Origin of the sequence: Mesorhizobium sp. M0276 (genome assembly GCF_040321755.1) — a bacterium.
In the GTDB taxonomy this organism is placed as follows: Bacteria; Pseudomonadota; Alphaproteobacteria; order Rhizobiales; family Rhizobiaceae; genus Mesorhizobium.
Genome location: NZ_JAMYSC010000019.1, coordinates 33,370 through 45,741 on the forward strand (window position 1 = coordinate 33,370; position 12,372 = coordinate 45,741).

The window sequence follows — 12,372 nt, forward strand, 5'->3', positions numbered from 1 at the left end:
GTCGCGGGCAGCCCTTTTAGCTGCCGCACTGGCTCAGCTGCTGCGCATAATCGCGGGCCATCTTGTCGGTCGCCCGCGCGTAGCCCTGTACGCCGGCATCGCCCCGGTTACCTCGCCCATAGGCGGTCCAGCCGAGATAGTAGGCAAGGTAGAGATTATAGGTGTCGTTGCGGGCGATACCGTAGGTGTCTGCCGTCTTGGAGTGATACCAGCCGACGAAATCGACCGCATCGGCGAACTTCGTGCGCCGCGCCGCCCAGTTGCCGGTCTCGCCCTGATATTGCGACCAGGTGCCGTCCAGCGCCTGTGAGAAGCCGGTGGCCGATGAGACATGCTTCCACGGAATGAAGCCGAGAAGCTTGGTGCGTGGCGGCCGGGCGTTGCTCTTGAAGCCGGATTCCTTGCGCACCGTCGCCATCAGCACGGGAACCGGCACGCCATATTTCTGCTGCGTGCGCTCGGCGGCCGACTGCCAGTTGTCGAACCAGCCGTCATTCTGATCGAAGACGGCGCAGACATTGTTGATATGATTGGGCGCAGTGGCGCAGGCCGAAAGCGCCAGCAGCACGCAAACCGCAGCAATTTTACTAGAACTCGAACTACGCATCGGCAGAGCAATAGGCCGAAATCATAAAGGGAATCTTGCAGCCTTCGTTAATGCTTCGGCGGCGCGGTCCTTAGAGAAAGCATTGTATAGATAAAACGACGCATTTCGTCGTTTTATCTATATTGATATCACAGAAATGCCGCCTTGGCTAAAATCACGCCCGCATACGACGTATTCCTGACAGCCTGCCTGGTTTGCGGGGGCTTTGATGCCAGGCATGAACGAACCAAGACGCAAACGCGGCGCAGAGCGCACCAGCAACAGGGGCCCGTCGGCCATTCCGCAATTGCCGCAGCGGCGTGTGACCAATCCCTATCCGCCAATGGCCATGCTGTCTGCCGACCAGATCGAGCAGATCCACCACGCGTCGATGCACATATTGGAGAATTTCGGCATCGAGGTTATGAGCCCGCGCGCACTTGCGCTTTTCGAGAAGGCCGGCGCCAAGGTCGATCATGCCTCGGCGAATGTCCGCATCGATCGCGGTCTGGTCGCCGAGGCACTGAAAACCACGCAGTCGAGCTATGTGCTGACGCCGCGCAATCCGGCCAATGCCGTTCATCTCGGCGGCAACACCATCAATTTCACCCTCGTTGCCGGACCGCCCAACGTGCACGACATGGAGCGCGGCCGCCGCGCCGGCAATCTCCGCGACTATTCGGACCTGACCCGGCTGGCGCAGCATTTCAACTGCATCCACATGCTCGGCAACCAGGTCTGCGCGCCGGTCGAGCTGCCGGCCAATTCCCGCCATCTCGACACCTATTTCACCAATCTGACGCTGACCGACAAGAGTTTCCATGTCTCGGCGATCGGCCGGGGCAGGGCGCTCGACGGCATCGAGATGATGGCGATCGCCCGAGGCTTGAGCCTCGACCAGTTGCGCGACGACCCCGGCGTCACCACCATCATCTCGGTCAACTCGCCGCGCCGCTTCGATGAGATGATGGCCGAGGGGCTGATGACCATGGCCGAGTTCGGCCAGTCCGTTGCGGTGACGCCATTCACGCTGATGGGAGCGATGAGCCCGGTGACGCTGGCCGGCGCGCTGGCGCAGCAGAATGCGGAGGCGCTGTTCGGCGTCGTGCTGACGCAGTTGGTGCGTCCCGGCGCGCCGGTCATGTATGGCGCCTTCACCTCAAATGTCGACATGAAGTCGGGCGCGCCGGCTTTCGGCACGCCGGAGAACACCAAGGCCAACATCGCGTCGGGGCAACTGGCGCGGCGCTACGGGCTGCCATATCGCACGACGCCGGGTTCGGCCTCCAACGCCGCCGACGCGCAAGGCGCTTATGAGACGCTGATGGCGCTGTGGGGCGCGGTGCTCGGCCACGGCAATCTCGTCTATCATGCCGCAGGCTGGCAGGAGGGCGGGCTGACGGCGTCGTTCGAGAAGCTCATCATCGATGTCGAGATGATCCAGCACATGATGGAATTCCTGCGTCCGATCGAGGTCAACGAGGCCGAGCTTGCCGTCGAGGCGCTGGGCGCGGTGCCGACCGGCGGCCATTTCTTCGGCGAGCCGCATACGCTGGAGCGCTACGCCACTGCCTTCTACCAGCCGATGCTGTCCAACTGGCAGAATTACGAAGCCTGGCAAGAGGCCGGCGGGCTCGACGCCACGGCACGCGCAACGCGGCTGTGGAAGAAGGCGCTGGAAGACTATGTCGAGCCGGTGATGGACGTCGCCGTGCGCGAGGCGCTGGAGGCTTACATGGCCAAGCGTAAGGAAGCGATCGGGCAGGGCGAACCGTGATGGTCACCGGTTTGCGCGCGTGCACCCCCCTCTGTCCTGCCGGACATCTCCCCCTCAAGGGGGGAGATTGGCTTTCATGGTCTCTTTCGCCAATCGTAAACGCTGAAAAGAAGATCGCGGCACCCCCGCTGCTGATCTCCCCCCTTGAGGGGGAGATGGCCGGCAGGCCAGAGGGGGGCGGCCCGGCTCCTTCCGCACCGATTCACCTCACCTATCCAACTTACTGATCAGAGAAAAATCCATGAAATCGCATGCAAAAGTCGTGGTCATTGGCGGTGGTGTCGTCGGGTGCTCCGTGCTGTTCCATCTCGCCCGCCACGGCTGGACCGACGTGGTGCTGCTGGAGCGAGACGAGCTGACGTCCGGCTCGACCTGGCATGCGGCTGGCGGCATGCACACCATCAATGGCGACCCCAATGTCGCCAAGCTGCAGAAATACACCATCAACCTCTACAAGGAGATCGAGGAGCTTTCCGGCCAGGCGACTGGCGTGCATCTGACCGGTGGCGTGCTCCTGGCGGCGACCGAGGCACGCCTCGACTGGCTGCGCGGCGTCGTCGCCAAGGGCCGCTATCTCGGCATCGAGCTTGAGGAAATCTCGCCCAGCGAGGCGGCCGAGCTGATGCCGCTGCTCGATCCCAAGCAGTTCGTCGGCGCTGTCAGGAACAAGGAGGATGGCCATCTCGATCCCTCCGGCGTCACCCATGCCTATGCCAAGGCGGCGCGGAAACTAGGCGCCGAAGTCGAACGCTTCACCAAGGTCGAGGACATCGTGCGTCGTCCGGACGGCCTATGGCGCGTCATCACCAACAAGGGCGAGGTGGTGGCCGAGCACGTCGTCAACGCCGGCGGCCTGTGGGCGCGCGAGGTCGGCCGCATGGTCGGGCTCGAACTGCCGGTGCTGGCGATGGAGCATATGTACCTGATCACCGACGACATGCCGGAGGTCGCCGCCTGGAACGCCAAAACCGGCACCGAAATCATCCATGCAGTCGATTTCGATGGCGAGCTCTACCTGCGCCAGGAGCGTGGCGGCATGCTGATGGGCACCTATGAGAAGGCCAACAAGCCATGGTCCGAGTTCCAGACGCCGTGGAATTTCGGCCATGAATTGCTGGCGCCGGACATCGACCGCATCGCGCCGTCGCTGGAGGTCGGGTTCCGGCATTTCCCGGCGTTCCAGAATACCGGCATCAAGCAGATCATCAACGGCCCCTTCACCTTCGCCCCGGACGGCAACCCGCTGGTCGGGCCGGTGCGCGGACTGCCCGGCTTCTGGGTCGCCTGTGGTGTCATGGCCGGCTTTTCACAGGGCGGCGGCGTCGGGCTGGCACTGTCAAACTGGATGATCGAAGGCGATCCCGGCGCCGACATCTGGGCGATGGATGTCGCGCGCTATGGCGACTGGGCGACGATGGCCTACACCAACGCCAAGGTGCGCGAGAACTATTCCAGGCGGTTCTCGATCCGCTTCCCCAATGAGGAACTGCCCGCGGGGCGGCCACTGAAGACGACGCCGGTCTATGAATTGTTGTCGGCCAAGGGTGCGCAATGGGGCGTTGCCTATGGGCTGGAGGTGCCACTCTGGTACGCGCCGGAGGGCGTCAAGGACGAGTTCTCGTGGCGCCGCTCGAGCGATTTCACGCAGGTGGCCAAGGAGGTCGCGACCGTTCGCGACGGTGTCGGCCTGTCCGAGATTTCGAGCTTTGCCAAATATGAGGTGACGGGCGAGGGCGCGGCCGCCTGGCTCGACCGGATGCTTGCCTGCAAACTGCCGAAGCCCGGTCGCATGACGCTGGCGCCGATGCTGAAACAGGACGGCAGACTGATCGGCGATTTCACGCTGGCCAATCTGGGGGAGGACGGTTGGTTCCTGGCCGGGTCCGGCATCGCCGAGCAATACCATATGCGCTGGTTCGAGAAGCATCTGCCTGACGACGGATCGGTTCGCATCGAGGCGCTGGGGGTGAAACTCACTGGCCTTTCGATCGCCGGGCCGAGGGCGCGGCATGTGCTGGCAAAAGCCACACGCTCCGATGTGTCCAATGCGGCGTTTCCGTTCATGGCCATCGGCAGGATGGACATCGGCATGGCGCCGTGTCTGGTCGGCCGCGTCAGCTACACTGGCGATCTCGGCTACGAGATCTGGGTGGCGCCAGAGTATCAGCGGACCGCCTATCAGACCTTGATGGCGGCCGGCGAGGAATTCGGCATTGGCTTGTTCGGCTCGCGCGCGCTAAACGCGCTGCGGCTGGAGAAGAATTACGGCTCATGGGGACGCGAGTACCGGCCGATCTACGGGCCGCTTGAGGCCGGGCTCGACCGTTTCGTCGCCTATGGCAAGGAGGCCGACTTCATCGGCAAAGCCGCGGCACTTGCCGAGCGCAAGCAGGGCGGCAAATTGCGCCTGCGCGCCTTCATCGTCGACGCCGACGACGCCGATGTCATCGGCGACGAGCCAATCTGGTTCGGCGGCGCCGTGCGAGGCTGGGTCACGTCGGGGGGCTACGCGCATCACTCGAGAAAATCCGTCGCCGTCGGCTATGTGCCAAAAGAGATCGCCGATGAGAGCGACGGGTTCGAGATCGAGTTGTTGGGCAAGCGACATGCGGCGCGCATGCAGCCGGCTCCGCTGTTCGACGCCAATTTCGAGCGGATGCGCGCCTGAAGCCAGGCGGCGTCGCAAGGCGTCAGGCGTTGCGGCGGTTGTCCAGCGCGAAGGCGCCGGCGCCGGCAAACACCAGATAAAGGAAAATGAAGCAGAACGAGATCGCCGAATCGCCGCCGTTGTTGACGGGGAAGAAGTCGCGCGGCATGTGCGCCATGAAATAGGCGATCGCCATTTCGCCAGCCAGAAGGAATGCGACCGGGCGGGTGAGCAGCCCCAGCGCCAGCAGGATACCGCCGGCGAATTCGAGGATGCCGGCTGTGAGTGTCAGTCCGGTCAGAGCTTCGGCATGCTCGCCGGCCGGGAAATTGAACAGTTTCTGCGAGCCATGCTCGATGAACTGCAGGGCCGTGACGATGCGCAATACGCCGAGTGCCTGCGGCTGATATCTGGCAAGGCCATCGAAAAGCTTCATCTTAAACTCCCTTTACCTCCCGGGCCGGGCATAAATTATCGCCCGGCAATGGACCATTCACATCCCATGGCGTGCCATCAACAGTCGGTGATCGGAAATGTTCCGCAGCCACTTTATATTATTCACGCTAGGGTTGCATTATTTCCGTTATGGTTGTATTGGTGTGGAACTCCAACCCGTGGGTCCCTTGCCATGAAAAAAGTCGTCATCAGCCTATTCGCATTCCTTGCAGGCACCAGCTTCGCCTTGGCCGAGGAGGCAGGCTGCGAGGCCTTCAGATGGCCGGTGACGCGGGAACAGGTCCTGTTTGCCGCAGCGCCTGCAACTCCGTCTGGAACGACGTTGGCGGTTGGTGCGGCCGCGGACCTGGCACTGGTGCCGGTCGAGAAAGCCGGCTTCGCGCTACCGCCCGAACGGGCTCCGGTGGCAGGCACGTTCGGCGCTGTTACCAGCGTGGAGGTGCCACCCGAGGGAGCTATACAGATAAGTCTCTCGGGTGAGGCCTGGATCGATGTCATTCAGGATGGCCACGCCATCAAGTCGGCGGGCTATAGCGGCGTGAAAACCTGCCCCGGCATCCGCAAGAGCGTACGCTTCAAGCTTGCGTCCGGCCCGGCCACCGTCCAGTTCAGCGGCGCGAAAGAGGCTGAGTTGAAGGTCGCGGTGCTGGCGCCGGAATAGGTTGGCGCCAGGCTAGGGGATACTGCCCTTCATCGGTGATGAGGTGACGGGCCGACGCTTTGTTCCCACGCTGTTTATCGCCGTCAGCGTACCGGCGCCATCAATGCGAAATGCGCGCCTTGCGGGTCCTGGCACTGGACGACCCAGCTGCCGCCGGGGACCTCCATCGGCCCCATCAGGATCTTGCCGCCATTGTCGGTCACGCGTTTGGCGGCCGCATCGATGGCCGGAACGTTGAAATAGAATTGCCAGACCGGGACCGGAATCTGCTCCGGCTTGTTCATGATGCCACCGGATTCGGGGCCGGCGGTGAAGGTTTGGTAGGTGCCCATCGGGCCCATATCGAAATCGCCGGCATCGACCCAGCCGAACTGGTCGGAATAGAAATCGAACGCGGCCTTCCAGTCGCTCGTGTAAAGCTCGTGCCAGCCGATATGGCCTGGCGTGCTGGCCGGCACGACAGGCTGGTCGGGGCCGTTCGGCTGCAGGAACATGAATGTCGCGCCTTGAGGATCGGCGACGACGGCAAATCGTCCGACGCCCGGAATGTCTTCGGGCTGGCGATGAACGGTGCCGCCGGCTTTTTTCAGCGATGCCGTCGAGGCATCGACATCTTTTGTATGGATGTAGCCCAGCCAGGCGGGCGGCATGCCCATCTTGGCGGCATCCTGGGGCATGGTCATCAGGCCGGCGACGCCACGCTCGCCGACATTCATGACGATGTAGCGTGGCATGCCGGGCGCCTTGTCGAAAGGCTGTGCCGTCCAGCCGACCACTTTGGGGTAGAACGCCTCGGCGGCGTCGAGATCTGATGTCATCAATTCGTACCAGAAGAAGGGCATCGGGGCTTTTGGCATTTTTCGGTCTCCTCACCTTTCATGCATCGATCGTCGTCCGATCCATCCTAGGACGATCTTCACGACGGAAATCCGACAGCCCCCGAACAACAATGTCTCTGCATGCCAAGCGTTCCCCGATTGCGCGCGCGGCGGTTTTCGATTTCATGAGGGGTTATCGTTCATGCGCTTGATGTCGCTCACATCCGAGCTTGTCGCACTGTGCCATCGGGAAGAGCCCGATCCCGGTCCGGACCCGAGCTGGACGGAGTTGAACGACGAGGATTTCCGGGCAATTGCCTTGCGGCTGTCCGATGAAGCCGACAGGGGGCCGCTATGGGTGTTCGCCTACGGGTCGCTGATCTGGAAGCCGGAATTCGAGTCGATCGAGCAACAGCTCGCCACGGCCTTTGGCTGGCACCGCTCCTTCTGCCTCGACATGGTGCGCTGGCGCGGCAGCGCCGAGCAGCCGGGTTTGATGATGGCGCTCGAACGGGGCGGCCGATGCAATGGGGTGATCTATCGCTTGCCGGACGGCGAAAGCCGGTCCAGATCGAACGGCTGCTGCGGCGCGAGATCAGCGACCACGAAAGTGTCGGCACGGTCAGGTGGTTGCCGGTGCATACGGCGCAAGGTGCGCTGCGCGCGCTTGGCTTCTGGGTCGGTGTTAAGGGCAGGGGAACGTCCCTGAACCAGCCACTGGACAAGGTTGCGAGCGTGCTGGCCAGAGCCTGCGGGCATATCGGGTCCGGCGCCGAATATCTCTACCACACGGTCAGCCATCTCGAGGCGTTCGGCATCCATGATCGCAATCTTTGGCGGTTGCAGGAACTGGTCGCGAACGAGGTCAGGGTTATTCATGGCCGCAGACTTGATCCGCGCCATTCGCTGCGCTCCGCAGAGGCAACCGCAATCGCCTTAACATGAGTAAAAAATTCATATTATTGCGAGGCTTTTCAACGTCTTGCGCGGTCTTGCGCGAAAAATTGACCAATTGATAAAAAAACAAAATGTGCTAGCCTTCCCCAAAACGAAAAACCATGGGGAACTGAGAATGCCAGAAGGCCAGTTCAAAGAAGGCATTGCAGGCGGCAGGCTCTCGGCCGACCAGTACGCGGACAATTTTTCCGACCTGCACCCGCCGCTCGATCACCATGAGGCGCTGGTCGAATCCGACCGTTGCTATTTCTGCTATGACGCGCCGTGCATGAATGCATGCCCGACCTCGATCGACATTCCGCTGTTCATCCGCCAGATATCGACCGGCAATCCGATCGGTTCGGCCAAGACGATCTTCGATCAGAACATTCTGGGCGGCATGTGCGCCCGCGTCTGTCCGACCGAGACGCTGTGCGAAGAAGTTTGCGTACGCGAAGTGGCGGAAGGCAAGCCGGTGCAGATCGGCCGCCTGCAGCGCTACGCCACCGATGTCGCCATGAGCGAGAACAAGCAGTTTTATCCTCGCGCCGAGCCGACCGGCAAGTCGGTCGCCGTGGTCGGCGCCGGGCCGGCCGGCCTTGCCGCCGCGCACCGGCTTGCCCGCCATGGCCATGACGTGACCATACTGGAGGCGCGTCCGAAGGCCGGCGGCCTCAACGAATACGGCATCGCCGCCTACAAGAGCGTCGACGATTTCGCCCAGGCCGAAGTCGACTACGTGACCGCGATCGGCGGCATCGATATCCAGAACGGCAAGGCGCTTGGCCGCGACTATCAACTGTCGGACCTGATCCGCAATTACGATGCGGTGTTTCTCGGCATGGGGCTTGGCGGCGTCAATGCGTTGCGCGCCGATGGCGAGGACGCCGACGGCGTCATCAATGCGGTCGAATTCATTGCCGAGCTGCGCCAAGCGAGTGACCTTTCCGGCCTGCCGGTTGGCCGGCGCGTCGTGGTCATTGGCGGCGGCATGACGGCGATCGACGCCGCCGTGCAGTCGAAGCTGCTCGGCGCCGAGGAGGTGACTATCTGCTACCGGCGCGGCCAGGAGCACATGAACGCGTCCGAGTTCGAACAGGATCTTGCCGCCGCCAATGGCGTCACCATTCGCCATTGGCTGCAGCCGAAGCGGGTCATAGCGGAGGGCGGCAAGGTCAGCGCCATCGAACTCGAATACACGGCGTTGAACGGCGACACTCTTGCCGGCACAGGCGAGACGCTGACGCTCATTGCGGACCAGGTGTTCAAGGCCATCGGCCAAAGCTTTGTGCCGGCAGCACTCAACGGCAGCGGCGTGTCTATCGAGCTCGAAGCAGGGCGCATCAAGGTCGATGCGGAGGGGCGCACTTCACTCGCCAGGGTCTGGGCCGGCGGCGACTGCATCTTCGGCGGCGACGACCTCACCGTCTCGGCGGTCGCGCAGGGCCGCGACGCGGCGGAGAGTATCAATCGAGCACTGACCTCGAACGGGAGGGCATGAGCATGGCAGATATCAGAAACAATTTCGTCGGCATCAAATCGCCCAATCCGTTCTGGCTCGCTTCGGCGCCGCCGACCGACAAGGCCTACAACGTCATCCGCGCCTTCAAGGCCGGGTGGGGCGGCGTGGTGTGGAAGACGCTGGGCGAGGAAGGCCCGCCGGTGGTCAACGTCAACGGCCCGCGCTATGGCGCGATCTGGGGCGCCGACCGCCGACTGCTTGGCCTCAACAATATCGAGCTGATCACCGATCGCGACCTGCAGGTCAACCTGCGCGAGATCAAGCAGGTCAAGAAGGACTGGCCCGATCGCGCCATCGTCGTCTCGCTGATGGTGCCTTGCGTCGAGGAGGCCTGGAAGGCGATCCTGCCGGTGGTCGAAGAGACCGAAGCCGACGGCATCGAGCTCAATTTCGGCTGCCCGCACGGCATGTCGGAGCGCGGCATGGGTGCCGCCGTCGGCCAGGTGCCGGAATATATCGAAATGGTGGTGCGCTGGTGCAAGCAGAACACCCGCATGCCCGTCATCACTAAGCTGACCCCCAACATCACCGATGTGCGCAAGCCAGCGCGCGCGGCACACGCGGGCGGCACCGACGCAGTGTCGCTGATCAACACCATCAACTCGATCACCGGCGTCGATCTCGACAGGTTTGCGCCGCAGCCGACCATCGACGGCAAGGGCTCGCATGGCGGCTATTGCGGCCCGGCGGTGAAGCCGATCGCCATGAACATGGTGGCCGAGATCGCGCGCGATCCCGAAACCCACGGCCTGCCGATCTCCGGCATCGGCGGCATCACCACCTGGCGCGACGCGGCCGAATTCATGGCTCTCGGGGCCGGCAATGTGCAGGTGTGCACGGCGGCGATGACCTACGGCTTCAAGATCGTGCAGGAGATGATCGCCGGCCTGGAAAACTGGATGGACGAGAAGGGCCATGCCTCGCTCGACGACATCGTCGGCCGCGCCACGCCCAATGTCACCGACTGGCAGTATCTCAACCTCAACTACGTCGCCAAGGCGCGTATCGACCAGGACGCCTGCATCAAATGCGGCCGCTGCCACATCGCCTGCGAGGACACCTCGCATCAGGCGATCACCAGCATGGTCGACGGCGTCAGGCACTTCGAGGTGATTGAGGCCGAATGCGTCGGCTGCAACCTCTGCGTCAATGTCTGCCCGGTCGAGAACTGCATCACCATGGAGCCATTGGCCGTCGGCGTGATGGACCAGCGCACCGGCAAGCCGGTGTCGCCGATTTACGCCAACTGGACGACGCACCCCAACAACCCGATGGCCAAGGTGGCGGCGGAGTAGCGAGCCGTTCGACAAAAACGGCGCCTTCGGACGCCGTTTTTTCATTTCCCTATTGCAGATAAAAAGTATCCATGATAAAAACTATCCATGATTAGGAGATCCATCTGATGAAGTTGGGCGAGGGCGTTGAGGCAGCCATCCACTGCGCCGCCATGCTGGCCGGTGTCGAAGGCAACAGCACCATGGCGGCCTCCGCTATGGCGGAGGCTTTCGGCCTGTCGCCGAGCTATCTCCTGAAACATCTCAACATGCTTACCGTCGCGCGCATCCTGGAATCGGTCTCGGGACCGGCCGGCGGCTATCGGCTGGCGCGGTCGGCCGAGCGGATTTCGCTGCTCGATATCGTGCTGGCCGTCGAAGGGCGTGAGCCGGCCTTTCGCTGCGGCGAGATCCGCCGCAACGGTCCGGTCAGGCTCGACGCGTCTGCCTATGTCAAACCCTGCGGCATCAACGCCGCGATGCTGAAGGCCGAGACGGCCTATCGCGCCGCACTCGCCAAAGCAAAGCTGTCCGACATCGTTTCGGAATACGTGACCGATGCCGATCCGCGTTCGGTCGCCGCCGGCTGCGCCTTTGTCGCGCGCCATCAGCGGCCGCAGAAATCCAGTTCAACCAAGCAAGCGTAAAGGACATCAGATGAAACAGAGGCTGCAATTTTTCGCCAAGGCGCCGGAGATCATGAAGGCGGTGTCGGCGCTCAACAAGGCGGTGGACGAATGCGGGATCGAGGAAAGCCTGCTGCACCTGATCAAATTGCGGGCGTCGCAGATCAATGGCTGCTCGTTCTGCGTCGAGATGCACAGCCGCGAGGCGAGGCGCGACGGCGAGACCGAGCAGCGGCTCTACCTGGTGTCGGCGTGGAAGGAATCGCCTCTGTTTTCAGAGCGTGAACGCGCCGCCTTAGCCTGGACCGAGGCGGTGACCCTGATCGCCAACAACGGCGTGCCGGACGAACTCTATGCAAGGACACTTGAGCATTTCTCGGAAGAAGAATTGGTCAAGCTGTCCGTCGCGCTCGGCATGATCAACACCTGGAACCGGCTCTGCGTCCCGTTTCAGGCACTTCATCCGATGCCGGCGGCCAAGGCCGCCTGATCGTCCGGTCAGTTTTGGAGCGCCGTCGAGAGGCGGCGCTCCAATCGTTTTTCAAAGGGAGAGTTCGATGCCTGCCGATTTGCCTTCGGGCTTGTTGTTTCTTGGCCGCCTGCTGCTCGGCGGCGCCTTCGTTTTCGCCGGCCTGCGCAACATTCAGAACGCGGCTTTCCTGACCCAGCTGATGGCCGCGCGCGGCGTGCCGCAAGCGCGGTTGGCGCTGTGGCTTGGCATCGTGCTTCAGCTCGCCGCCGGCGTGCTGGTGATCGCCGGCCTGTGGACGGCCATCGCTGCGGCGGTACTGCTGCTATTCCTCATCGTCGCCACGCCGATGTTCCACAATTTCTGGGACCATCAGGGCCCGGATCGGGCTTCGCGCATCAATGGCTTCGTCGGCAATGTCGCATTAGTCGGCGGTTTCCTGACGCTGATCGCGCAGTCTGTTTGACAGTCCGGCCGCGGCCCTAAGCCCTTTTCGTTCCCTCGATGCGCGTTTTCAGGACAAGGGCGGACGCATGGCGCAGACGGCATCGATCATTAAATCGGAACCAATCGAGCCGTTGACGCATTTGGCACCTATAT

At 62.8% G+C, this 12,372-nt stretch carries 11 protein-coding genes and 1 pseudogene; 9 read left to right on the plus strand and 3 right to left on the minus strand.

Annotated features, from left to right (window positions below):
• Positions 1-16: 16 nt before the first annotated feature.
• Positions 17-607, minus strand: a complete 591-nt coding sequence (locus NKJ01_RS16610; protein ID WP_352729458.1) for a transglycosylase SLT domain-containing protein — start codon at positions 605-607, stop codon at positions 17-19.
• A gap of 217 nt (positions 608-824) precedes the next feature.
• Here NKJ01_RS16610 and NKJ01_RS16615 point away from each other — a divergent pair, with 217 nt between their 5' ends.
• Together NKJ01_RS16615 and NKJ01_RS16620 are read left to right on the plus strand one after the other, a co-directional pair.
• Entirely contained in the window at positions 825-2,363 is a 1,539-nt protein-coding gene (locus NKJ01_RS16615) for a trimethylamine methyltransferase family protein (RefSeq protein ID WP_352729460.1), read from the plus strand.
• 241 nt (positions 2,364-2,604) lie between these two features.
• Complete coding sequence (locus NKJ01_RS16620) at positions 2,605-5,031, plus strand: GcvT family protein (protein WP_352729462.1); 2,427 nt, start codon at positions 2,605-2,607, stop codon at positions 5,029-5,031.
• 22 nt (positions 5,032-5,053) lie between these two features.
• Here NKJ01_RS16620 and NKJ01_RS16625 read toward each other — a convergent pair whose 3' ends face one another.
• Positions 5,054-5,446 (minus strand): DoxX family protein, encoded by a 393-nt coding sequence (locus NKJ01_RS16625; protein WP_352729464.1) that lies wholly within the window; start codon positions 5,444-5,446, stop codon positions 5,054-5,056.
• Positions 5,447-5,638: 192 nt separating this feature from the next.
• On the opposite strand from NKJ01_RS16625, the gene NKJ01_RS16630 reads away from it, so the two are divergent.
• Positions 5,639-6,127 (plus strand): hypothetical protein, encoded by a 489-nt coding sequence (locus NKJ01_RS16630; RefSeq protein ID WP_352729466.1) that lies wholly within the window; start codon positions 5,639-5,641, stop codon positions 6,125-6,127.
• An 83-nt stretch (positions 6,128-6,210) separates the two neighbouring features.
• Here the strand turns inward: NKJ01_RS16630 and NKJ01_RS16635 are convergent, their stop codons facing one another.
• Complete coding sequence (locus tag NKJ01_RS16635; protein WP_352729468.1) at positions 6,211-6,984, minus strand: VOC family protein; 774 nt, start codon at positions 6,982-6,984, stop codon at positions 6,211-6,213.
• A 163-nt stretch (positions 6,985-7,147) separates the two neighbouring features.
• Here NKJ01_RS16635 and NKJ01_RS16640 point away from each other — a divergent pair.
• The 6 genes and pseudogenes from NKJ01_RS16640 to NKJ01_RS16665 all read left to right on the plus strand — a co-directional run bounded on the left by NKJ01_RS16640 (position 7,148) and on the right by NKJ01_RS16665 (position 12,238).
• A pseudogene (locus NKJ01_RS16640) lies at positions 7,148-7,890 on the plus strand (gamma-glutamylcyclotransferase).
• Between the two features lie 127 nt (positions 7,891-8,017).
• Positions 8,018-9,382 carry an NAD(P)-dependent oxidoreductase gene (locus NKJ01_RS16645; protein WP_352729470.1) on the plus strand — a complete coding sequence of 455 codons (1,365 nt, stop codon included), beginning with the start codon at positions 8,018-8,020 and terminating at the stop codon, positions 9,380-9,382.
• 2 nt (positions 9,383-9,384) lie between these two features.
• A complete protein-coding gene (gene preA, locus NKJ01_RS16650) occupies positions 9,385-10,698 on the plus strand; it encodes an NAD-dependent dihydropyrimidine dehydrogenase subunit PreA (protein ID WP_352729472.1) in 1,314 nt (437 codons plus the stop codon).
• Positions 10,699-10,805: 107 nt separating this feature from the next.
• Positions 10,806-11,324 (plus strand): RrF2 family transcriptional regulator, encoded by a 519-nt coding sequence (locus NKJ01_RS16655; protein ID WP_352729474.1) that lies wholly within the window; start codon positions 10,806-10,808, stop codon positions 11,322-11,324.
• 10 nt (positions 11,325-11,334) lie between these two features.
• Complete coding sequence (locus NKJ01_RS16660) at positions 11,335-11,793, plus strand: carboxymuconolactone decarboxylase family protein (RefSeq protein WP_023756941.1); 459 nt, start codon at positions 11,335-11,337, stop codon at positions 11,791-11,793.
• Between the two features lie 67 nt (positions 11,794-11,860).
• Positions 11,861-12,238, plus strand: a complete 378-nt coding sequence (locus NKJ01_RS16665) for a DoxX family protein (protein ID WP_352729476.1) — start codon at positions 11,861-11,863, stop codon at positions 12,236-12,238.
• The last annotated feature ends 134 nt before the right edge of the window (positions 12,239-12,372 follow it).